Here is a 21,823-nt window from a genome sequence, read left to right on the forward strand (position 1 = left end):
TTTTCAATCAGGATTCTTTCAGTAGAGTATATATATCGACGATTAATTTGTCAATGTCTAACGGTATCGTTCCGTTGTAAACTCCTCGTATTCGGCGGTTTGCGTCGATCAGTAGTATATGCTCTGTATGTAGAAATTCTGTCGAATCTTTGCTAAATCCGATGGCTTCTTCAGCAAAATATGATTGACGGGCCAGGTTATAAATCTGGCTTCGACTACCCGTAAGCAAATGCCATTTATCAGTCCGTACGCCTTTCTGAACTGCATAACGTTGAAGACGAGAGATAGAGTCAAGCCAGGGCGTCACGCTATATGATAAAAGCACCACATTCGGATTAGTCTGAAACGTATCCTGCACTGCTTTGAGCAGATTAGTCATCTTCGGGCAAACGGTCGGGCAGGAGGTAAAGAAGAAGTTCGCTACGTGAATTTTATTCGCTATCGTCTTCTGCGTAACTAATTGATTGTTCTGATCCTGAAACGAAAAATCAGCAATACGGTGCGTGATTTTTTGATCTACCTCGGCTGGGTTTGTTAGCCAAATAGGCGTAAAATCAGGTGTGTTGTAGTAAGGTAGCGATTCATCAGTAGCCGATTGCTCGGTACTATGACAAGCAATCAGACAGGCTACAAGGGCCACAAATGAGCTAGTGCGAAACAGAAATCGAATCCCAGACATTGACACAGTTTTTGACACCCGTAAAGCCATAATTTCGACCATTGCGAGCTACATAATTGAATTTTAGTGTTCCGTCGGCAAACCATTGCCGTTGCGAACCCGCTTCCTGACCTTCGTGATAATTGCCATCGCGTGCAGGTTGGCCGTTTACATACCACTCTTTTACATTCCCTTCGTAGACGTCATTCTGGAAACGATAAACGAAGGATGGTTTGCCCGATTCATGCCAGCCGCGTTGTTCATCTTCCTGCCAACCGTTTCGATACTGCCGAACTTCTTTAGGCTTATGGTTAGCATACCATTGTCTATGGATTCCTTCTGCTTTGCCTTCGCTAAAAGCACCAACATAAGCTGTATCGCCATTGGTCCACAATTGATATTGCCAGCCACTAAATGGCTTGTTTTTGAGTAATAATTGACCATTAGCGTGAGTCCAGGCGTCTTGATCGACCGATTCAAAAACGCCGGGTATCGAAGTGGCTTCAGGCGTCTTCTGCTGACACTGAAAAAAGGTCAGCAGAAGACTTACTACTAAGAAGAAGTTACTGAGTGACTGTGCCCGCTTTACCATAAAATCCACTGCCGTTGAGGTAAGGGTCTTCAGTTGTGATGTGATAGTGATAAATACCTTTGGGGTAATCCGTAGTGACATGTGAATGACCGTGGTATTTATCTAAGTCAGAGTTCGTTACGGTTTTCCCATTTTCGGTAGGGCCATAAACTGGAAAGCCATCCAATAAGAAACCTAGCAGTACATCTTTCCCTTTCGTTTTGGTTAGATATGTAGGTTCAACGTGGTAGTGATATTGGCCTTGTTGCTGCGGATGTCCACCGTATTGGTCGAAACCGTTGATTTCCGCCGTAAGAGCAGCTCGTTGAGCAGCATATTGATTAAAGAAGGCAACACCATTCAGTGAAACGCCTATAGAGCCGCCGGGCGTCTCGGCGTGTGACGCATCTTCCTGAGGATTCATCGGAATTTTAAACGTCATATTTATTTCGCTGATCGTATTTGGATTGACGCCAAATTTGGTATTTGTGCCATTGTACGCTTCGTAGAGCGAGCTTTCCCACTGAGTGCCTTTATAGTATGGGCTTTTGTGGTCAGGCCGACCTTTGGTTTTAATCACAATGTTGGTCCCTTCAACGTAAATCTCAGTAGCTCCGTAAATCTTCTTATACACATCTGGGACATTCGTTCCAACAGACGTTGACGTACTCGTTGAGCTAGTCGTAGTGCCGGAAGTCGTGCCCGATGTGGTACCGGATGTTGTACCTGTAGTTGACGGGTTAACCGTATTATCGTTTTTCTGACAGGCAAGGAATGTCGATAGGCCAAAAGCCAAGGCAGCGACAGTGAATAAATAGGAACGATTCATAACAGAAAATGATGTTTTGGTTCCTTAGACGCTGCTGGTCACTGATTCCTACGGGTGAGGTGGAAAATTTTGAGGAGGACCATCCCGATGTCCTTCCGGTGGACCATCAACTCCTGCGTGGGGCGGATGCTGATGTCGGCCAAATAGCCGTGCCAGATCGCCCACCAACTGCTTGAAAGCCGCTTGCTGATCGGGATGGCAAAGCGCTTTTATCTGCTCAAAATGTCTGAAATTAACTTCGGCCTGTGCTTTCTGATTATCGGCAATCTGACGACTTAATGCGTTTGCCTGAGCTGAATCGGGTTTATCAGAGGCTAGCAACCTGTAATAATCACGATGCAATTGCGCCATCTGCTCATTTAGTTCGCGCATTTGGCTTTGATGCTGGTCAATTAATTCTTTATAAGCTTTTTGCTGATCCTGATCAAAGTGAAGGCGCTCGATAATAATATTGACAGGTCCATCTGGTCTGGGTGGAGTGCCCGGCGGGCCATAGTGCGACGATTGATCCGGTTTTAACACCAGAAAACCAATCGTCAATAGATTGAGAAGGAGCAAGCCAATAACCGCAAACGTCAGTAGTTTTGTCCGCTCCATAGATTAATAGAGTTGATTTCTTGTTGGAAAGAGATTCATGTCGGTAATGAGCGTCGATAAGTCGCCGGACTGGGAAGACGAAGCATTGGATGGCTGATAAATTATTCGCCAGTTAAGCAGGACTAGCAAAGCAAACGAGGCAATGGTAAGCCACAACGTGCGCATGGATACATAAGCCGTCGCTGGTTCATCTTGGAGTCGATTCCGAATTTTTGCGAATAGGAATGGATTCGGGTCTGCGCGCTGAATACCGTCTGCGCTATTCAGAATATCGTTAATCCATTTTTCTTTTTTCGGTTCCATATTGATTGATTGAGACGACAAGTGTTGAGGATTCCTACGGCTATTGGTTAAAAAAAATGTCGATCAGGAAATAGTTAGCCATCGAAGAAGGTTGATCGGTAAACTCCTGCTAATTGTTTTTTGAGATTTTCAGTCGCGCGGGTTAAAAGTGATTCAACGGCCCCCACGCTTATATTCATGACGCCTGCCGTTTCGATATTGTTCAACCCTTCAATTTTTGTCAGTAGAAAAGCAGTTTTTTGCTTCTCCGAAAGCGTATCAATTGCCCGGAAAAGAATAGATGCTTTCTCCTGATTTTCAAGAGCAATGCCAGGATGAAAGAAATCGGTGGGTTGGTGGGTAAGTTCGCCCGTTTGTTGGTCGAACAGGCTAGTGAAGAAGGCAAATCGCTTCCGGCGTTTCTTATGTTTTAGGAAATCCAGCGATTTATTGACTGTAATTCTATACAACCAGGTTGTTACACTAGAAGCTCCCTGATAGGTATTGGCTGAACGAAAAACCTCTACAAATACATCCTGCGTAATTTCTTCGGCATCTTCGCGATTACGGGCATAGCCAAGCGCCAGATTGAACATCCGACTTTTGGTTTGCTCGTAAAAGTTATTGAAGGCGGTTTGTCTGCCTTGCTGAATACCTTGAAGTGCTACACGCAGCTCATTTGCTTCGTTCATTGCTGAACTGCTCGCCCATTGGCTATATCCCTAACGCCTTCAGGATTTTGTCTGCATCGAATTGATCTATAGACGGGAAATAGGTCTGATAAGCTTCGCGTTGCAGTTTGGTAGCGTAGGTTCGGTGGAAAAAATAGCGACCATATTTTATGACGTAGTTGAGTATGAAAAACCGATACGCTTCCGGTAAAAATCGAATTTCGTTTTCCGTCAGTGGAAACACCTGATGGTATTCTTTCAGGAACAGTAGAAAACGTTCTTCCATCAATGGCCCAATCACATAACTAAATACCGTACGGTCGCCAACATTGGAAACCACCCGACTGAAAAAATAAAAATCCATCACCCGGTAACTGATTCGGAACCAGTCGTAATCCCAACGCGAATAGAGTTCCAGATTTTGGGTAACTGAAAAATTGCCAATATTCCAGTCCACAAATACCGGCATCGTTTCAACCGTACCCGCCACGAGCTTCTGACGGTTGGTCAGGAATAAGTCACACTGACGTTTTAATTCCTCAATATGTTGTCGATGTTCAAATTTTCCGACATCGGAATCCAGAAAATCAAGTAAATCCCAAACATCGGAACGCAATGTTTTAGATGATTTCGGAAGTACGGTACTGACGCGGGAACAAGCTTTATGAAACTTCGCAATCTGCCGACCCAGCATCTGAATTTGATGCTCTTCTAACCGACGCGGCAACTTCTGCTGAATTCGAATTGGGTTATAAAACACGACCCAGGCATCAATAAAAGCATCTTTGTAGCGATACGTGTAAACCTGTCCATCTCGTACCAGTGATTTCGCCAGTACGTTTTCAAATGGATAAAGCAGATTATTGGCTAAGGCATGAATAATTCGATGATCTTCTAAGAAATGTTCATGCTTGCCAAAGTAGGATAGCTTGGCTATGATATGCTCACCATCTTCAAATCGAACTCTAAAAACGTGATTAGTCGAAACGCGAGCGCTAATGTCTTCAATGGTATGTATCTGCACTGAGCCATCAAAATCGGCCCAGGCCTTCTTAATTATCGTAGGGTAATCGACAATCCGCATTGGTAATGATTGTAAAACCGTCATCTATTGCGGTTTTACAGATTAAATAATTTCAAAATATCGCTTCAGCTCCCAGTCACTGACCTGGCGTAAATACTGTCGCCATTCCCAGTCGCGGGTGCGCGTAAAGTGGTCAACAAATTCAGCACCAAACAGTTCAGCCGCTACTGGTGAATTGGCCATTGCCCGCGTTGCTTCCTCCAGATTGGTCGGTAAAATGCCGTTTCGCTTATCCGCATAGCCATTTCCTTCCGAAGCTGGAATAGTGAGCGTTAGCTTATGTCGAATGCCATATAAGCCCGATGCCAGCGAAGCCGCAATGGCTAAATAAGGATTCGTATCGGCGCCCGACACCCGATGCTCAACGCGAGTATATGCTTCCTTATGGTTCAATACCCGAAGCGCCGTCGTCCGATTATCTACCGACCAGGTAATTGTAGTAGGCGCCCAAGCCCCTTCGACCAGCCGTTTATAGCTATTGATGGTCGGCGCAAACATGGGCGTAATGTGTGGCAGACAATACAACTGACCAGCTATGTATTGTCGCATCAATTCGCTCATGTGATGCGGTTGCGTAGCGTCGAAAAACAGGTTCTTTGTTTGTTCCGGATTCCAGAGACTTTGGTGAATATGGCCACTACAACCGGGTAAATCCGCATTCCACTTTGCCATGAATGTAGCGACAACATTATGCCGATACGCAATTTCCTTGACCGCTGTTTTAAATAACGTCGCTTTATCGGCTGCCCGGATAACCTCATCATGCATGATGGCTGCTTCGTAAACACCAGGACCCGTCTCTGTATGAAGCCCTTCGAGTGGAATATCAAATTGGGCCAGCAGATCGAACAAGTCGTGATAAAAAGCGCTTTCGAGCGAAGGACGTAGAATCGAATAACCAAACATCCCCGGTGTCAGCGGTTCCATGTGTTGGAAATTCTTCTGCTGCAAACTATGCGGTGTTTCCCGGAAATTGAACCACTCAAACTCCTGCGCAAATTCGGCATGGAAACCCATTTGTCTGGCTTGCTCGGCTACACGTTTGAGTAAACTCCGTGGACAAGCAGCTAAAGCGTAATTATTCGACTGATTATCGGAAGAACGGCTAAAATCGGCCAGAAAAAATGGAATATTATCTTCCCAGGGAAGTTGTCGAAATGTCGATACATCAATCCGAACGGGCGTGTCTGGATAACCCGAATGCCAACCCGTTGTACGGCCATTGTCATAAGGTGTATCGGCTGAATCCCAACCCCAAACTACATCACAAAAACCAAAACCATCGGTCAGGCCGTCCAGAAATTTTTGTCGATGAATGATTTTACCCCGTAAAACTCCGTCTATATCCGTAAAGGCGTATTTAATTTTCGGACTATCGCTTTGGTTGATGAAGTCGATTATATCTTGCTGATTCATGATGCATAGGCAACTTGATGAGCAAAGGTAGAAGAAGCGAGCATTTTCTTACGACTTTACATTATCCAGATTGAAATGTAATCCCGTGTTCTCGCGACGGGCCATCGCCATTTTAATCACTAGATAAGCCACTTCGATCATATTCCGCAGTTCGCAGATTGGAACCGATACTTTCGATTGACGGTAGAGTTCTTCGTGTTCCAGATAGATCAATTCGAGTCGATCCATAGCCCGCTTCAAACGTCGGTTTGTACGGACAATACCGACATAGTTCGACATAATAGATTCCAGCTCTTTTCGCATTTCTGTTACAAGTACCAACTCTTCAGGATGAGTTGTTCCGGCATCGTTCCACTCAGGAATATTACTTGGAGACACGGCCTGATCGAGTAATTCGACAGTTTTCTCATACGCGCGATGTCCAAATACGACAGCTTCGAGCAATGAGTTGGAAGCCAGTCGATTAGCGCCGTGAAGGCCGGTGCATGAGCATTCGCCGACGGCATACAAAAACTGAATATTAGTCTGCCCCCATTCATTTACGCGAATACCTCCGCAGAGGTAATGCTGGGCGGGTACAACGGGTATGTAATCTTTGCGTAGATCCAGTCCGAGATGATCGCGACAGTAGGCAGTAATGGTTGGGAAATGCTCAACAAATCGATCATAATCACAATGGGTCACATCTAGATAGACGTGCGGATCGCCTGATTTTTTCATTTCGGAGTCGATTGCCCGAGCTACTACGTCGCGGGGAGCCAGAGAAAGGCGAGGGTCGTAGTTTTCCATGAATGTCTCGCCTTTTTTCGTCCGTAATACACCGCCAAAACCGCGTACGGCTTCTGAAATCAGGAAGTTGGGTTTCTTTCCTGGTTCGTATAGGGCGGTTGGGTGGAATTGGATAAATTCCATGTCTTTTCCAATTCCCTTAGCTCGATACGCCATCGCGATACCATCGCCCGTAGCAATGCTTGGATTTGTGGTACTTTGATAAATATTTCCAATGCCGCCTGTAGCCAGTAAGGTAGTCTTAGCCAAGAAACGCTCAACTTTGCCTGTTTTGGTATTTAGTACGTAAGCGCCGAAGCATTTGTTATCGGTATCGTATCGATGAACGGTTTCGCCGAGCTGGTGACGCGTAATGAGTTCAACGGCATAGTAATGCGTGAAAATCTCGATGGATTTTAGCGAGTTCGCCTTGTCGAGTAGAGCCCGCTCAATTTCGGCACCGGTAATATCTTTAAAATGTAGAATCCGAAAATCAGAATGACCACCTTCTTTGGCTAGGTCATAGTCGGTTCCGCCGTGTTCTTTATCAAAACGGGTGCCGTAGCTAATCAATTCCTGAATACGGGCTGGAGCTTCGCGTACAACGATTTCAACAATATGACGGTCGCTTAGAAAATCGCCCGCAATCATCGTATCCTCGATATGCTTTTCAAACGAGTCATCTTCCGACCAGACTGCGGCAATACCGCCTTGAGCGTATTTTGTGTTGGTCTCATCGGCCTGCACTTTCGTGATGACGCCAATGCGTACATCCTGGCCAATTTTTTCAAAGTGCATCGCCAGCTTGGTGGCGTAACTTAGGCCCGCAATACCAGAGCCAATAATCAGGAAATCGAATTGATGGGGCATTATTTAATTAGGTTGGGCTGGTCGGATTCGGAGTTGATCGTTGCTCAAAACAGAGAAACTGTTGGAAAACTCGTGTCCGAATGTTTCAATTGCGGTGCAAATGCGTTCGGATTTTTCAAGGCTGGGTACTTTCAAAAGCCGAACTAATAAAATACCACAGTGTGGCATACGAAGACAAGGTTATCCAGCTTGGGCATAGACGATCTCATTTTTTATGATTTCGGAGGCAAATAAGAGGCAGGCATATAAATCAGCTTCAGTGGCTCTTGGATAGTCTTCCAGAAGTTGAGGGATTGTTTCGCCATTTCCTAGTTTCTCCAAAATAAGGTCAACAGGAATGCGTGTTCCCCGAATGACTGGTTTGCCAAACATACTAGTTGGATCAGACGTACTATTATTCTGCCAAGTCATGATTTTTAGCGTTTAATCTATTTACTCAACTCCAACATGCGTGCCACCGATTCATAGGCTTTCAGACGTACATCCTCCGGTACAATAATTTCGGGTTGTTCGTAGAGCATGCAATTGTACACTTTTTCAAGCGTATTCATCTTCATATAAGGGCATTCCGAACATGCGCAGGTATTGTTCTGGCTGGCAGGAGCTGGAATAATCTTTTTGTGCGGCACTGCCTGTCGCATCTTGTGCAGAATACCCGCTTCGGTTCCAACAATAAAGGTTTGCTCTGGACTATCGACTACGTATTTTAATAGCGCTGTTGTTGAGCCGACGTAATCGGCTTCGCTCAAAATATGTTCCTGGCACTCGGGGTGGGCAATGAACTTCGCTTCTGGATATTGAATACGCAGTTTATGCAATTTTTCAAGCGAAATATCGATGTGAACAATGCACGCTCCTTCCCAAAGCACCATATCACGACCTGTCTTTTTCGAAACGAAGCGGCCTAAATTGGCGTCGGGCGCAAAAATGATTTTCTGATCCTTCGGCAGACTTTCGACAATTTTCAGCGCATTCGACGACGTAACAATAATGTCGGACAAGGCCTTGATTTCGGCCGAGCAGTTGATATAGGATAGTACAATATGGTCGGGGTACTGCGCTTTAAATTCCGCGAACTTATCGGCGGGAGCTGAGTCAGCTAATGAACAACCCGCGTTTAGGTCAGGAATAACGACTTTCTTTTGAGGAGATAATACTTTGGCCGTTTCGCCCATGAAATGCACCCCACAGAAAACAATCATATCGGCAGGTGTAGCGGCTGCCTGCTGGCTCAAACCAAGGCTATCGCCAATGTAATCGGCTAAATCCTGGATAGCGCCATCGACATAATAGTGGGCCAGAATAACGGCGTTTTTCTCTTTTTTGAGCCGATTAATCTCGGCAACTAAATCTATATCCGTCGCGACGGGTTTATTGACATAGCCCACGCGTTGAACTTCTTCCAGGAGTGCTTCCATTAGTTGTGTAGTTGCAGTTTATAGTATAAACAATACCGTATCAAAAATGTCACGGTATCGTTAGAATTGATGTTGTGTAGTTCCGTGTAAGACGCATCAGAGGACTTGTCCACGCGGGGCGAATTTCAGGAAACGTTTCCGGCTTTCAAACAACGTTGGCTAATTGATTAGTTTTAGAACAAAGTGACCTCCCGTTTATGACCGATGATTTTCTAAAACTACGTATCGTGCAAATCGTGTCGGAAATAGCCGATACCAATAGTTATTTCCTTGAATCTGTAGATGGTCAACCCGTTAACTATCGTGCTGGCCAGTTTTTAACGTTGATTTTACAGCACAATGGCCACGAAGTACGGAGATCCTATTCGCTTAGCTCGGCGTCGTATGAACCGTTGCGCTTAACAATCAAGCGGGTACAGAATGGAGAGATTTCGCGCTTTTTGCACGATACGTTGCGGGTAGGGGATGTATTAACAAGTTTACAACCCGCAGGCCGATTTACATTTGATGACGATCAATCAGGTGATGTAGTTCTAATTGGCGCGGGAAGTGGTATTACTCCTTTGTTTTCGTTACTGAAAGAGGTTTTACATATAGAATCCAATCGGCGCATTACATTACTGTATAGCAATACGAATGAGCGTAGCATTACCTTCAACGATGAACTAATTGCCTTGCAGCAACAATTTGCCTCTCGATTTGAACTGCTTCATTTATTGAGTAACCCGTCTGACGATTGGAATGGATTGCGAGGGCGTCTGAATAATGTGTTGCTTGAGCGATTACTTCCTAAACTAATTGGTTCCTCAGATCTAAACACGCTCAGTTTCTATATATGCGGCCCCAGCGATTACATGCGAATGGCACAGTTCACGCTAGTTTTCACCGGCTTTCGATTGGATCAGATTCGGCGGGAAAATTTCGTGGTTGAGCCTGTATTTCTCGCTCCACCGCCCACTACAGCTCAGGATCGAACCGTTTTGCTCCGTTCTCGAGGCCATGAAGTTGAGATTCAGGTACCAGCTTACAAGTCGATTTTGCAAGCGGCTCTGGACGAAGGCATTACGCTGCCATACAGTTGCCGAGGTGGACGCTGCTCTACCTGCGCTGCTCGGTGCCTATCGGGCAGCGTTCACATGACGATCAATGATGTATTGACAGAACGAGATTTATCCCAAGGTTGGGTATTAACCTGCACGGGTTATCCTGAAAGTGATGGGGTCGTGATTGAGGTTGTATAATACCGGATTAGGCAACCTATTAAACCTTTGTCTTCAGATAGGCAACCACTACGTCAAGGCCTCTTTTATAGTGGTGATTATTGGGAATAACAATATCCGCTTCAGCGCGGTAAGGCTTGATAAATTGCCGATAGGTTGGCTTTACGTGATATTTCCAGCGATACATCACGTCGTCGAGATCGTAGCCCCGTTCTTCTGCATCTCGTCGAACACGTCGTTCGAGTTTAATGCTGTTTTTGGCGTCAATGAAAATTTTGAGATCCATCTGATCGGCTAGTTCGCGGAAATGGAAAACGAAAATTCCCTCAACGATAATGATTGGCGCTGGCTTAAAGGTTAATAGCTTAGGAATAATGGTCGGATTGTTGAACGTGTATTCCATTTGCGTTACAATCTCGCCATTATGTAACTGACCAATATGTTGGGCATAGAGATGATGATCGATTGTTTCTGGCAAATCAAAATTGTGGATCCCCTGATCATCTACTGGAATAACATCGCGACTGAGGTAGTAATTGTCCTGCGAAATCAGGCAGATTTGGTCTTCGGTAAATGCGTTTAGTACGTCTTTTAGAAACGACGTTTTACCGGATGCACTACCGCCCGTAATACCAACGATGAATGGTTTAGTAGTCATGATGAAGTAAGCTGAATAACAAAGAAAACAGGATTACGCGAAATCAAAAACAGCGTTTGTAAGAATCATAAAAAAGCGATCTGTTCATCATAAACAGATCGCTTTAGCACTCTTAGGACAAATTTTCGAGTAAGAAATCGCACTATATGCGTTGAAAACTACGCTACGATAGCTTCTGCCAGCACAAGCACTTTATTCTGAAGTACTTCTACGACTCCACCATCAACCGTAAAGGTTTCTTGGCCAGAAGTAGTTTGCACAATAATGGGGCCACGATCCAGCGTACTAACCAGTGGGGCATGATTATTCAGCACCTGAAACTGCCCTTCGCTACCTGGAAACGTAACCGCATTGGCTTCGCCAGAAAAGACCTTACGGTCGGGAGTGATAATATCTAGTGTCATTTTGAGTGATGAACGATGAGTGATGAATGATGAGTATTATGGTTGCGTCAGCAAACTCATCGTTTATCACTCATCACTTTTATAAAACTCCTTTTATCAAATTAAGTACACCGCCAACTTCGGTCTTGGCAACGGGTTCGGCGGCTTTAGCTACTAAACCGCCTTGATCAAGCTTACCAACCGTAGACAATGCTTTGGAAATCAGCGACTGGCCTGACGATTGAGTGCTACCACCCAGACCGGATAAAGCACTACTAATACCTGATAAACCGCTCGTCAGCTGACTGCCTTTACCCAGCAATGAACCAGCTGCCAAAAGCCCTTCAAGTTTGCTACCACCAGAGGCTAATTTGGCTAAACTGACCGCCTTGCCTAGTACGCCATTGCCCAAAGCACCATCTGGAATCAACGGAAGCAAGGCTTTCAATTTGGTTGCCTGGCTCAGTAATTTATCTTTAAAAGATGGTGGCGCTGTTTTAGCCTGTGTTTCTAAACCAGTGATTCCTGCCTGCAATTCCTGCGTCGTTGCTGCTTTATCGCCTTTATCCAAAGCAGCCACTGCGTTATCCAAATGAGTAACAGCGGAGCTGTCCTGTACCAGAGCGACTGAGGTTATCTTTGTAACAGGCGTTAGCCCCTTGGCAATTGTAACAGTCCCTGTCAAAAGCGTTAATGGCAGTAATACGATACCTGCACTCAATCGAATCGTTTTCATACACTATGTTTTATGTTGATTACGAGTATTAGACTTGAGGAACAGGATTTCGTTTCCAGCATACGGTTAATTCGCGATTAAATTACCCGTATGCTGGAAATTAGTTAGTTACTGGCCAGCTTCTTTCAGCAGTTTCTCTCCTTTGGCAACCGCATCTTCGATGGTACCAACCAGGTTAAACGCTGCTTCTGGAAGGTGATCGTATTTACCGTCGATGATCTGGTTGAAACCTTTGATGGTATCTTCAATCGGAACCAGAACGCCTTTCAGACCCGTAAACTGCTCAGCTACGAAGAACGGCTGCGACAAGAAGCGTTGTACACGACGAGCGCGGGCAACAACCAGTTTATCTTCTTCCGAAAGTTCTTCCAGACCCAGAATCGCGATGATATCCTGCAATTCTTTGTAGCGTTGCAGAATTTCTTTTACACGTTGAGCTGTGTTATAATGCTCATCGCCAAGGATTTCAGCGGTCAGAATCCGTGACGTAGAATCGAGTGGGTCCACCGCAGGATAGATACCTAATTCCGAAATTTTCCGGCTCAATACAGTCGTTGCATCCAAGTGAGCAAAGGTCGTAGCAGGAGCGGGGTCAGTTAAGTCATCGGCAGGTACGTAAACGGCTTGTACAGAGGTGATCGAACCGCGTTTGGTCGACGTAATACGTTCTTGCATCACACCCATTTCGGTAGCCAGCGTAGGCTGATAACCTACGGCTGATGGCATCCGGCCTAACAGAGCCGATACTTCAGAACCAGCCTGCGTGAAGCGGAAAATGTTGTCAACGAAGAACAGAATATCACGACCAGCACCTTCGCCATCACCATCGCGGAAGTGTTCAGCGATCGTCAGACCTGACAGGGCTACCCGAGCGCGGGCTCCCGGTGGCTCGTTCATCTGACCGAATACGAACGTTGCCTGGCTTTTGGTCATTTCTTCCAAATCAACTTTGGTCAAATCCCAACCGCCTTCTTCCATCGAATGCTTGAAACCTTCACCATATTTGATGATACCGGCTTCAATCATTTCGCGAAGCAGGTCATTTCCTTCGCGAGTACGTTCGCCCACACCGGCAAATACTGACAGACCTGAGTATGCTTTCGCGATATTGTTAATTAACTCCTGAATCAATACGGTTTTGCCTACACCGGCACCACCGAACAGACCAATTTTACCACCTTTTGCGTAAGGCTCCAGCAGGTCAATTACTTTGATACCCGTGAAAAGTACTTCGGTCGAGGTAGCAAGATCTTCAAATTTGGGAGCGCTCCGGTGAATTGGCAAACCTTTACCCGTCGATGTTGGCTGAACAATACCATCGATGGCTTGGCCCACTACGTTGAAAAGCCGACCACGGATACCTTCACCAGCTGGCATTGTGATTTGAGTGCCGAGGTCAATTACATCTAAACCACGGAACAATCCGTCCGTTGAATCCATCGCGATAGCCCGAACGCGATCTTCGCCGAGGTGTTGCTGAACTTCCAGAATTACCTCTTGCCCATTGGTTTTGGTTACTTTGAGCGCGTCCAGAATGGCTGGAATCCGGGTGCCTTCGCCCTCGAAACTCACGTCCACAACCGGTCCGATTATTTGTGTAATCTTACCTGTATTGACTACCGTTGCCGTATTCATTTGTATAGGATATTACTTTATTGAATTATTGCCCTTCATTTGGGACTGCAAAATTAGGAGAAAAACTGCGTAAGGTCAAGTTGCAATCCACTCATTTTCTAGGCAATCATTTATAGAAGAGGGTTGGCAATAAGCTTTTTACAAAAAAAGGCAAACAAAAACAGTCTGGAGCGGATTTGTACAAAAACAAGTCGATGGTCAACTAATCAGTCTATAGAAATTAATTCTGTACGGCGAATGACGCTCACGGTCCGCAACGGCGACCGTGACTATCGACTATTACTCAATGACTTCATTTCATGCTTCAACAACGTTCAAGTGGCTTATTGCTTCATATTACTTCGCTGCCATCGGCACATGGTGTCGGCGATTTAGGGCCTGAAGCGTATCGTTTTGCTGATTTTCTGGAAGCATCTGGGCAAACTTACTGGCAAATTCTGCCGTTGACGCCCGTTGATCCGGGTGCGGGTTTTTCGCCCTACAGCAGTCCATCTGCATTTGCGGGTAATATTTTGATGATCAGTCTGGAAAAGTTAGCGGATGAAAATTGGTTGAGCCAGGATGATTTAGCCGTATTTAATGAGCAACTTGTTCAGGATGTTACCGTATCCGAACCGACTGGGAGCGATTCGACCGAACCAGCTATTCTGGCGGGACCGCTGATTCTGGCACCTTCTACACTCCACGCAGCCTGGATAAAAAAACGTCCATTACTCCAACTAGCTGCCGAAAATTTTCTGCGGGATGCGTCTCCCGCTCAACGGAGTGATTATGATCGATTCTGCGCCTGGCAGGCGGATTGGCTGAATGATTATGCCCTTTTTACGGCATTACAGGAGGAAACGGGAGAGCCTAGCTGGATTCGCTGGCCGATTGAAATTGTTCAGCGCGATCCAACTACACTGGCTCGACAAACGCAACTTCTTCAGCATCGAATCGACGTAATTAAAGTTCTGCAATATTTTTTTCTTCGGCAATGGAATGAGCTAACGGCTTATTGTTTCGACCGGAAAATTCACTTGATTGGCGATATTCCTATTTATGTCCAGTTCAACAGCGCCGATGTTTGGGCCAATCCGACCTTGTTTAAACTCGACGCTAATTTCCAGCCATTATTCGTAGCCGGTGCTCCGCCCGATTATTTCAGCGAATACGGCCAGCGATGGGGAAATCCGATTTACGATTGGGAAGAACACGAACGTACCGGATTTGACTGGTGGATGCATCGATTACGGCACCAAATGTCGCTGTATAGCCTCACGCGGCTCGACCATTTTCTGGGATTTGCCGTGTACTGGGAAATTCCGGCGAGCGAACCGACCGCCAAAGTAGGGGAGTGGGTGAAGGCCCCGATCGAAGCGTTTATGCATGCGATGCACCGGCAATTTGTCAATTTGCCAGTTATCGCCGAAGATTTAGGCGCAAAAGCTGCTGAAATACAGCCGTATTTACGTCATTACGGCATTCCGGGAATGCGCGTTTTACAATTTGCATTTGGCTACGATTTGCCAACTTCGACGCATATTGCGCATAACCACACCGAAAATTTCGTCGTGTATTCAGGTACTCACGATAATAATACGACGCTTGGCTGGTTTCGTGAGTCGGATGAAGCACAGCGTCAGCGAATGAATAATTATTTTGGATTTAAGATTAATGAGCGAAATGTAGTCGAGCAGATTTGTCGCCTGACCATGCAGTCTGTCGCGCGATTGGCCATTATGCCGGTGCAGGATATCCTGAATCTGGACGAAACAAATCGTATGAATACGCCTGGCTTGGGTGGTCGAAGCTGGCAATGGCGTTTGCAATCAGGCCAATTGACCGAACGAGCAGCTCAGAAATTATTAAAACTAACTCGGATGACAGGACGCGGGTAAAGTCAAACCTGATAGGTTTTTGAAACCTATCAGGTTTATATATGAGGCACTAACCTAGGATTACCTGCGTTTCTAGTTCATGTCGTCGTTATTTTTCTGGAAAGACTGGAATCGGCCTTACCGATTTGCCTATTTAGCTGGTCTTAGTGTCTTCATTATCAGTTTAGTGCTATTTGCCATTGCCTGGATACGCGGTCTGGGTAACGTTGTTCATTGGGATGTACTAAGTGAACTGAACGACATAGCTATTCCATTTCATACGTTTTCGGACGGCATACTTGACTATTCTGTCAACGGTAAAGCGTATGCCGTTTCTGAGCAGTTTATTGCCGGAGCTATGCAGGTTCACCCGGAAATTGCCACCGCTTTATTGGTCGGGATTGGCATTGCATTCGTCCTCCTGCTAAGCGCTATTACCCGATTTGATCGAATTCGGTATTTGATCAGTATGGCCGTTTTAATTCTCGGTATGGCATTTTTTCGTTGGGAAATGCTGGAAATACCGGGCTTGGGTGGCAACTACTTATTTCTAGTATTGACTTTCCTGTTTGGGTCGTTAAGCTATTATTTTCATGCTTTTCGATCTGATTTTACAATAACAATTCGCCTTGGCGCATTTGGATTATTAACAATCCTGATTGCGATTGGATTAGGTGCTTTATCGCCAGTAAAATTTCCTGCGTTGATCGTTGTGAGTTATGGAATGCCAGTATTGCTGGCTTTAAGTACCGGATTCATTTTCTTTATTGCTCCCGAAATTATTGCCGGATTAGTATGGATTACATCCGTCGGCCGGTCTGATGAAGGAAAGACACCTATTAGCTCATCAAGAACATTAGGTATTAATAATCTGTTAATTGTCAGTCTTTTGTATTTAATAAACCTGACGCTTATCTGGCTCAAGAATACAAAAACAATTGATTGGGATGTGCTGGCGATTAGCCCGTTCTTACTGTACCTTGTCTCCGTACTTATTGGTATATGGGGATTTCGGCGATTAGTGGAACAGCAGGATGTCGTTTCTTTTCGCGACTCGGGTGCGTTTCTCTACGCAGGATTGGTGTTGCTTACAACGCTTACGATTACCTACGCATTTGCAACGGCGAATGATCCGCTGGTCGAACTATTTGAAGATGTGATTGTCTACACGCACTTGGCGATGGGGATTGTATTTCTGGCGTATGTCGTAATCAATTTCTGGCCGATTTATCAGCAAAACTTAGCTGTTCATCGCGTTCTGTATAAACCCCGACGACTGGAATTGAGCTTGTTTCGCATTGTAGGCGTAGTGGTTTTTATCGTTTTAATGGGTTTCGGAAGCCTGATTACGTTTCGGCAGGGCGTAGCTGGTTATTATAATGGACTGGGTGATTATTACCGGGCCACAAACGAAACGTCGTCGGCAAATGCATTTTATCAATTAGCGCTGGAGCAGGAGTTTCAGAACCATAAATCCAATTATTCGCTGGCCTCTCAGGCGTTAGCGCAGAATAACCAAACGGCAGCCGCTTTTTATTTTCAGCAGGCTTTGCTGAAACAGCCGAATCCACACGATTACGCAGGTTTGAGTCAGGCTTATTTACAGACAAATCTATTTTTCGAGGCTGTTAAGGCGCTACAACGCGGCATTCGTGCATTTCCGAATAGTGGTGAATTGCGGAATAATCTGGGTTATTTATACGCCCGGACGAGCGTCGCCGATTCCGCTTATTACTATTATAAATCGGCCGCCGATCTGGCTGGACAACACGAAGTTCCCGAATCGAATCTGCTAGGATTTTATGCCCGCACTCCCGCCGTATTACTAGCCGATTCTACTTTAGCTAAAAGTGCAAGAGAATCTTCTTATGAATCCTATCAGGCCAATGCATTAGCGCTACGCCTGGTTGCACAGGCAGATACGACACAGCCAGTTAAACCCAACTGGTTATTAGACGTTTCGGCTAAACAAGGATTGAGTGTTGGGCGGTTTGCGAGTCTGTATAATTATACAATTGCCAATCAACAGCCCGATTCAGCGCTGGCAGGGACTTTGCAGAAGCTGTCGACTGATCCAGTTAATCAAGATTTTACGGATGATTTATTGCTGGCTCGAGCCGTAGCCGAATACAATCGACATAATCATCCCGAAGCGTTTAATGTAATGACCCAACTCGCTGAAGATGACCAGCAAAATGGGTCGACCTATCGCTCCATCAAAGGCTTATGGTTGCTTGAACAGGGCTTGTACCGACAGGCTTCCCAAACATTTGGCGACAATGCTGATACGGCTTCCATTTATTACCGAGCCATTGCGCTGACCAAAGCCGCCGATCCGGTCTTAGCGCAGTCGTTCTGGGAAACGGCGTCGAAAAATGATCCGGCGGTAGCAGCGCTTAAGCAGGTTTATTATCAGGAACGTAAACCTCAGAATGATTTAGAAAAAGCGTTTTACGCTACTTATCGAATCGACGATCCGAACCGTGGAGCCTATTGGGAAACCATTCAAGGCCCTAGCCTAAAAACCGTCGCTGGTGTAGCCTTAACACACGATTTTCTAGATCAGTTACAATGGCGAAATGCTCAATTGGTGTTGGCTGGCGTTCCCGATTCTGCACAAGTGAGTCCGATTGCTTTGTCGTTGCGTAATGTTGTAGCTATTCGTCTGGCGGCTTTTCGGCGGAGCGTTGGCGCGGCTGAAACGATGGCTCGAAAGACTATTCTTCCTGCGTATCAGGCCGAAATGAATTATTGGCTTGGACAAACGTATGAACGGACTCGCCGGATGGCGCAGGCTCAAAAATCCTATCGGCAGGCTATTGCACTAGCCCCTCTGAACGCAAAAATCGTTGCGTCCGCAGCACAGTTTGAGTTACAACAAAAGCAACCAAAACAGGGATATGATCTGGTGCTGAATGCCTTGCCATTTAACGAAGATAATGCCGAGCTGCTCAAGACGTACGTTACGTTATGTCTGGAATTAAGCTTACCAGATTACGCTAAAAGTGGCATGGAAAAGCTTCAGTTGTCAACCAATTCCGCCGATTATCAGGCATTTCTGACGATTTATCAGCAAAAATTGGCGTCAATCGAAAACAGTCGCCAAAAATTCCTGCAATAAGGTAGCTTTGTTGAATAACCTAAACACTACAGGGTCATGAGCCGGAAATTGAATTGGGTGAAGGAAGCCTTCAGTCGAGAAGTGGCGATTATGCAGGATGGCAACGTTGTGGGTGGTATGCATCAGAACGGTTTACGATATGATGTAGATGCTCATTTGAACAAGACGCAACTGCGATTCGATGTAACTGGCTTTCTAATTCATTCGGTTGATGTTTATGATCTGGCTGCCGAGAATAAGCTAATTGGTAAGATTGAGTTTAGCTTTGGCAAACGCGCCGAACTGAAGCTTGAATCGGGCGAAAGCTATCTCTGGAAACGGCATAATGTGCTGATGCGGGAGTGGGAAATGATTCACGAAACGCCCGACGGTATGCCTGAAAAAGAGGTTATTAGTTACGATCAGACACGAAAGTTCTTTGGAGACCACGGAGATATTGTCGTTGAAGAAACTGACGTAACATCTTCCGTTGATATTATTATTTTGACCGGTTTGTTCATTCGAAATTACTTTCAGCGTCGTCGGCGAATCGCTGCTGTAGCCGCTGTAGGGGTAGCTGCCAGATAATTGATAGGTATGAATATTATCGAAACCCACGAAATCGCGAAACGTTACGTAATGGGAACGGAAGTGATCGAAGCGTTGAAGTCGATCACAATCAGTATAAAAAAGGGCGAATACGTTGCCTTTATGGGGCCGTCGGGTTCGGGTAAATCGACGCTGATGAACATTGTCGGCTGCCTGGATTCACCTACATCAGGGCGCTATGTCCTGAATAATCAAGACGTTAGCCGTATGGGTGAAAACGAGCTGGCCGAAGTTCGAAACAAGGAAATTGGCTTTGTTTTCCAGACGTTTAACTTGCTTCCCCGACAAACTTCACTTGAAAATGTGGCTTTGCCGCTCATTTATGCTGGCTATAGCAAAGCCGACCGCACCGAAAAAGCGATGCTGGCGCTTAAAAACGTTGGGTTAGAAAATCGAGCTGGTCACCGACCGAATGAATTATCGGGTGGGCAACGGCAACGGGTGGCGGTTGCACGGGCATTGGTCAATGATCCAAGTATTCTGCTAGCCGATGAACCAACGGGTAACCTCGATACCAAAACGTCGTACGAGATCATGGATCTCTTCGACCAGATTCATAGCAAAGGCAATACGGTGATTATGGTGACCCACGAAGAAGATATTGCCGAATATGCTCACCGCATTGTTCGTCTACGCGATGGATTAGTTGAAACTGATCGGATTAATACCAATATTCGTAAAGCCCAGACACTTATGCAGTCGTTGGAGTGATTTTGGAAGGTGTATTGTGAGTGTCTATATTTAGCTCGCTTTACCTAACTATTTCAACAATATGCTTCGTAAAATTCTTATCGCCCTGCTGGTCATTCTGGTGATCATTCAGTTTTTCCGTCCTGAAAAAAATCAGGCTTCAGGCCCGTCGCCAAACGACATTGCAACAAAATATGCCGTTCCGGCTAATGTACAAACGGTTCTAAAACGATCCTGCTACGATTGCCATTCCAACAACACGACGTATCCTTGGTACGATAATATCCAGCCCGTTGCGTGGTGGCTCAACAGCCATATTCATGAAGGAAAAGAAGAACTTAATTTTTCAGAATTCACAGCATATTCGCCCAAAAGAGCCCGCCATAAACTGGAAGAAGTTGGCGAAGCGGTAACCGACGGCTGGATGCCATTAGGCTCTTACCTCTGGATTCACCACGATGCGAAGCTTAAACCTGAAGAAGCCAAACTAATTGCCGATTGGGCCAGCAAAATACGGAGCGAGATTCCTGCGCCCGCAGATGAAAAAGAAGAACATCACCATTAAAATGCCTAGGTCTGTGTCCTCACAGACCCTCATGCGTCAGCAAAGATAAACCTGCCGGAAGGTATCTGTGAGGACACAGATACGGGAGTCAGAAATTAATGCCGATTCACATTAAACAACAAATGCCGTAATCTTTATTACTACGGCATTTGTGTTTTATGAAAAGAGATTTGCTTAAGCAGTAATTACTTCGCTGACGACCTCCTGCCATTCTTTCATTTCGGGAATGCCGGGCTTACGTTTGCCAAATATCAGCGCAATGCTGTTGCCTTCTTTATCAAATAGATCGAGACCAGTTACAATCCCGTCTTTAGTCGGTTTGCGGGTTACCCAAATGCTATTGATCTGATCTTCGCGTAGGTGCATATTGAATTCCGGGTCAAGTACATTGTACCAGGGGCCCATGCTAACCAACTTCTTAACGGGACCTGTATGGATTTGAATACAGCCAGGACTCGACGCAAAAATCATGATCGGTAATTCACGTTCAGCAACGGTTTCGAATATCTTTTTGAGCTGATCGACGGAAATCTGTTCCGAATGTCCGGCTGGTGCCAGGCGAATACCTTGTTCGCGATCTAGCTTGTGTTTGCGTAACAAACCGAAAAACTCGTGCGTATCCTGCATCGCTAGCCATTCTTCCTGAAATGCCTGAACATCAACGTCATCACTGGATTGTTCAACTTCTTTTTCCGGATAACTTACCGTGGTAATTGGGCTTGTTTGATCGGTAGAAAGATATTTCTGAACTATCGCTTCGTAAGCGTCTACGTCGGATTTATCAGTTAAATAGATTTTGTGGACAGCCGTACCATCCTGATCGAAAAACTGGAGACTTTTCCGACCATTTTCATCGACCGCAAAACCAAAATGCCAGTGCGACATGAATAGGCGAAGATCAATATCCGGCCCAAGCACTAAACCCGTATGATTGTTAAACGACACTTTTTCGTAGATCCCTTTTCGCTCGTGAACGATGTTGTCGTTACGAGTCAACGCCATTACGTAGCCCAGCATAGGTACATCTTTGAGTAGCTGCTGGAAATCACCTTCGAGACGTTGCACGGTTTCGCCAAATTGTGTGACTAACAGATCGGCTTCGCTAACGCCAAGTTGTTTGGCCGCATCCCGAATTCTTGATTTAGGGTTTTCTTCTTTAAACGCAGCCCAGCGTTCTTTCAGGCCTTGTGTTGTGATCATTGGC

General features: G+C 45.6%; 22 protein-coding genes. 6 read left to right on the forward strand and 16 right to left on the reverse strand.

Annotation, left to right across the window (positions count from 1 at the left end; translation table 11 throughout):
- Window positions 1-7: 7 nt before the first annotated feature.
- The 11 genes from ACYVE4_RS06585 to nadA form a co-directional block, all read right to left on the reverse strand.
- Window positions 8-679 (reverse strand): SCO family protein, encoded by a 672-nt coding sequence (locus tag ACYVE4_RS06585; protein ID WP_460996186.1) that lies wholly within the window; start codon window positions 677-679, stop codon window positions 8-10.
- Entirely contained in the window at window positions 648-1,250 is a 603-nt protein-coding gene (locus tag ACYVE4_RS06590) for a toxin-antitoxin system YwqK family antitoxin (RefSeq protein WP_460996187.1), read from the reverse strand. The genes ACYVE4_RS06585 and ACYVE4_RS06590 overlap by 32 nt, the downstream gene beginning before the upstream one ends.
- A complete protein-coding gene (locus tag ACYVE4_RS06595; RefSeq protein WP_460996188.1) occupies window positions 1,222-2,058 on the reverse strand; it encodes a YHYH protein in 837 nt (278 codons plus the stop codon). Before ACYVE4_RS06595 ends, ACYVE4_RS06590 begins: the two co-directional genes overlap by 29 nt.
- Before the next feature lie 48 nt (window positions 2,059-2,106).
- The gene (locus ACYVE4_RS06600; RefSeq protein WP_460996189.1) at window positions 2,107-2,655 is read right to left on the reverse strand and encodes a Spy/CpxP family protein refolding chaperone; all 549 of its coding nucleotides are present in this window, start codon (window positions 2,653-2,655) and stop codon (window positions 2,107-2,109) included.
- Window positions 2,656-2,658: 3 nt separating this feature from the next.
- Window positions 2,659-2,958, reverse strand: coding sequence for a hypothetical protein (locus tag ACYVE4_RS06605; protein WP_460996190.1), 300 nt, complete (start codon window positions 2,956-2,958; stop codon window positions 2,659-2,661).
- Window positions 2,959-3,032: 74 nt separating this feature from the next.
- Window positions 3,033-3,629, reverse strand: a complete 597-nt coding sequence (locus ACYVE4_RS06610) for an RNA polymerase sigma factor (RefSeq protein ID WP_460996191.1) — start codon at window positions 3,627-3,629, stop codon at window positions 3,033-3,035.
- A gap of 22 nt (window positions 3,630-3,651) precedes the next feature.
- Window positions 3,652-4,692 carry an aminoglycoside phosphotransferase/kinase family protein gene (locus ACYVE4_RS06615; RefSeq protein ID WP_460996789.1) on the reverse strand — a complete coding sequence of 347 codons (1,041 nt, stop codon included), beginning with the start codon at window positions 4,690-4,692 and terminating at the stop codon, window positions 3,652-3,654.
- Between the two features lie 42 nt (window positions 4,693-4,734).
- Window positions 4,735-6,108: a glutamine synthetase family protein gene (locus ACYVE4_RS06620; protein WP_460996192.1), complete on the reverse strand. Its 1,374-nt coding sequence runs from the start codon at window positions 6,106-6,108 to the stop codon at window positions 4,735-4,737.
- Window positions 6,109-6,156: 48 nt separating this feature from the next.
- Window positions 6,157-7,746, reverse strand: coding sequence for an L-aspartate oxidase (gene nadB / locus ACYVE4_RS06625; RefSeq protein WP_460996193.1), 1,590 nt, complete (start codon window positions 7,744-7,746; stop codon window positions 6,157-6,159).
- Between the two features lie 180 nt (window positions 7,747-7,926).
- On the reverse strand, window positions 7,927-8,157 hold the full coding sequence (locus ACYVE4_RS06630; RefSeq protein ID WP_460996194.1) for a DUF433 domain-containing protein: 231 nt from the start codon (window positions 8,155-8,157) through the stop codon (window positions 7,927-7,929).
- Window positions 8,158-8,174: 17 nt separating this feature from the next.
- Window positions 8,175-9,164: a quinolinate synthase NadA gene (gene nadA, locus ACYVE4_RS06635; protein WP_460996195.1), complete on the reverse strand. Its 990-nt coding sequence runs from the start codon at window positions 9,162-9,164 to the stop codon at window positions 8,175-8,177.
- Window positions 9,165-9,361: 197 nt separating this feature from the next.
- Between nadA and ACYVE4_RS06640 the strand changes: the two genes are divergently transcribed.
- On the forward strand, window positions 9,362-10,405 hold the full coding sequence (locus tag ACYVE4_RS06640) for a 2Fe-2S iron-sulfur cluster-binding protein (protein WP_460996196.1): 1,044 nt from the start codon (window positions 9,362-9,364) through the stop codon (window positions 10,403-10,405).
- A gap of 19 nt (window positions 10,406-10,424) precedes the next feature.
- Here the strand turns inward: ACYVE4_RS06640 and udk are convergent, their stop codons facing one another.
- The 4 genes from udk to atpD form a co-directional block, all read right to left on the reverse strand.
- The gene (gene udk, locus ACYVE4_RS06645; protein WP_460996197.1) at window positions 10,425-11,042 is read right to left on the reverse strand and encodes a uridine kinase; all 618 of its coding nucleotides are present in this window, start codon (window positions 11,040-11,042) and stop codon (window positions 10,425-10,427) included.
- Between the two features lie 158 nt (window positions 11,043-11,200).
- Window positions 11,201-11,446, reverse strand: a complete 246-nt coding sequence (atpC, locus tag ACYVE4_RS06650) for an ATP synthase F1 subunit epsilon (protein ID WP_460996198.1) — start codon at window positions 11,444-11,446, stop codon at window positions 11,201-11,203.
- A gap of 79 nt (window positions 11,447-11,525) precedes the next feature.
- The gene (locus ACYVE4_RS06655) at window positions 11,526-12,161 is read right to left on the reverse strand and encodes a hypothetical protein (protein WP_460996199.1); all 636 of its coding nucleotides are present in this window, start codon (window positions 12,159-12,161) and stop codon (window positions 11,526-11,528) included.
- Window positions 12,162-12,269: 108 nt separating this feature from the next.
- Window positions 12,270-13,796: a F0F1 ATP synthase subunit beta gene (gene atpD / locus ACYVE4_RS06660; protein WP_460996200.1), complete on the reverse strand. Its 1,527-nt coding sequence runs from the start codon at window positions 13,794-13,796 to the stop codon at window positions 12,270-12,272.
- A 299-nt stretch (window positions 13,797-14,095) separates the two neighbouring features.
- Here atpD and malQ point away from each other — a divergent pair, with 299 nt between their 5' ends.
- From malQ to ACYVE4_RS06685, 5 genes are all read left to right on the forward strand, one after another.
- Window positions 14,096-15,676, forward strand: a complete 1,581-nt coding sequence (malQ, locus tag ACYVE4_RS06665) for a 4-alpha-glucanotransferase (RefSeq protein ID WP_460996201.1) — start codon at window positions 14,096-14,098, stop codon at window positions 15,674-15,676.
- Between the two features lie 79 nt (window positions 15,677-15,755).
- A complete protein-coding gene (locus tag ACYVE4_RS06670; RefSeq protein ID WP_460996202.1) occupies window positions 15,756-18,776 on the forward strand; it encodes a tetratricopeptide repeat protein in 3,021 nt (1,006 codons plus the stop codon).
- Between the two features lie 36 nt (window positions 18,777-18,812).
- Window positions 18,813-19,343, forward strand: coding sequence for a hypothetical protein (locus tag ACYVE4_RS06675; RefSeq protein WP_460996203.1), 531 nt, complete (start codon window positions 18,813-18,815; stop codon window positions 19,341-19,343).
- Window positions 19,344-19,352: 9 nt separating this feature from the next.
- Window positions 19,353-20,075 carry an ABC transporter ATP-binding protein gene (locus ACYVE4_RS06680; RefSeq protein ID WP_460996204.1) on the forward strand — a complete coding sequence of 241 codons (723 nt, stop codon included), beginning with the start codon at window positions 19,353-19,355 and terminating at the stop codon, window positions 20,073-20,075.
- Window positions 20,076-20,136: 61 nt separating this feature from the next.
- Window positions 20,137-20,619, forward strand: a complete 483-nt coding sequence (locus tag ACYVE4_RS06685; protein ID WP_460996205.1) for a heme-binding domain-containing protein — start codon at window positions 20,137-20,139, stop codon at window positions 20,617-20,619.
- A gap of 174 nt (window positions 20,620-20,793) precedes the next feature.
- Here the strand turns inward: ACYVE4_RS06685 and ACYVE4_RS06690 are convergent, their stop codons facing one another.
- On the reverse strand, window positions 20,794-21,819 hold the full coding sequence (locus ACYVE4_RS06690; RefSeq protein WP_460996206.1) for a hemin-degrading factor: 1,026 nt from the start codon (window positions 21,817-21,819) through the stop codon (window positions 20,794-20,796).
- Window positions 21,820-21,823: the final 4 nt, after the last annotated feature.

Source organism: Spirosoma harenae (genome assembly GCF_054776975.1).

Excerpts from the sequence above, each read along its gene's own strand:
- ACYVE4_RS06670 (WP_460996202.1), top strand. The coding sequence starts at position 15,756 with ATGTCGTCGTTATTTTTCTGGAAAGACTGGAATCGGCCTTACCGATTT.
- ACYVE4_RS06675 (WP_460996203.1), top strand. The coding sequence starts at position 18,813 with ATGAGCCGGAAATTGAATTGGGTGAAGGAAGCCTTCAGTCGAGAAGTG.
- atpD (WP_460996200.1), bottom strand. The coding sequence starts at position 13,796 with ATGAATACGGCAACGGTAGTCAATACAGGTAAGATTACACAAATAATC.
- ACYVE4_RS06640 (WP_460996196.1), top strand. The coding sequence starts at position 9,362 with ATGACCGATGATTTTCTAAAACTACGTATCGTGCAAATCGTGTCGGAA.
- atpC (WP_460996198.1), bottom strand. The coding sequence starts at position 11,446 with ATGACACTAGATATTATCACTCCCGACCGTAAGGTCTTTTCTGGCGAA.
- nadA (WP_460996195.1), bottom strand. The coding sequence starts at position 9,164 with ATGGAAGCACTCCTGGAAGAAGTTCAACGCGTGGGCTATGTCAATAAA.
- ACYVE4_RS06620 (WP_460996192.1), bottom strand. The coding sequence starts at position 6,108 with ATGAATCAGCAAGATATAATCGACTTCATCAACCAAAGCGATAGTCCG.
- ACYVE4_RS06630 (WP_460996194.1), bottom strand. The coding sequence starts at position 8,157 with ATGACTTGGCAGAATAATAGTACGTCTGATCCAACTAGTATGTTTGGC.
- nadB (WP_460996193.1), bottom strand. The coding sequence starts at position 7,746 with ATGCCCCATCAATTCGATTTCCTGATTATTGGCTCTGGTATTGCGGGC.
- ACYVE4_RS06605 (WP_460996190.1), bottom strand. The coding sequence starts at position 2,958 with ATGGAACCGAAAAAAGAAAAATGGATTAACGATATTCTGAATAGCGCA.
- ACYVE4_RS06615 (WP_460996789.1), bottom strand. The coding sequence starts at position 4,692 with ATGCGGATTGTCGATTACCCTACGATAATTAAGAAGGCCTGGGCCGAT.
- ACYVE4_RS06680 (WP_460996204.1), top strand. The coding sequence starts at position 19,353 with ATGAATATTATCGAAACCCACGAAATCGCGAAACGTTACGTAATGGGA.
- ACYVE4_RS06610 (WP_460996191.1), bottom strand. The coding sequence starts at position 3,629 with ATGAACGAAGCAAATGAGCTGCGTGTAGCACTTCAAGGTATTCAGCAA.
- ACYVE4_RS06600 (WP_460996189.1), bottom strand. The coding sequence starts at position 2,655 with ATGGAGCGGACAAAACTACTGACGTTTGCGGTTATTGGCTTGCTCCTT.
- udk (WP_460996197.1), bottom strand. The coding sequence starts at position 11,042 with ATGACTACTAAACCATTCATCGTTGGTATTACGGGCGGTAGTGCATCC.
- ACYVE4_RS06685 (WP_460996205.1), top strand. The coding sequence starts at position 20,137 with ATGCTTCGTAAAATTCTTATCGCCCTGCTGGTCATTCTGGTGATCATT.
- ACYVE4_RS06690 (WP_460996206.1), bottom strand. The coding sequence starts at position 21,819 with ATGATCACAACACAAGGCCTGAAAGAACGCTGGGCTGCGTTTAAAGAA.
- ACYVE4_RS06590 (WP_460996187.1), bottom strand. The coding sequence starts at position 1,250 with ATGGTAAAGCGGGCACAGTCACTCAGTAACTTCTTCTTAGTAGTAAGT.
- ACYVE4_RS06655 (WP_460996199.1), bottom strand. The coding sequence starts at position 12,161 with ATGAAAACGATTCGATTGAGTGCAGGTATCGTATTACTGCCATTAACG.
- ACYVE4_RS06585 (WP_460996186.1), bottom strand. The coding sequence starts at position 679 with ATGTCTGGGATTCGATTTCTGTTTCGCACTAGCTCATTTGTGGCCCTT.
- ACYVE4_RS06595 (WP_460996188.1), bottom strand. The coding sequence starts at position 2,058 with ATGAATCGTTCCTATTTATTCACTGTCGCTGCCTTGGCTTTTGGCCTA.
- malQ (WP_460996201.1), top strand. The coding sequence starts at position 14,096 with ATGCTTCAACAACGTTCAAGTGGCTTATTGCTTCATATTACTTCGCTG.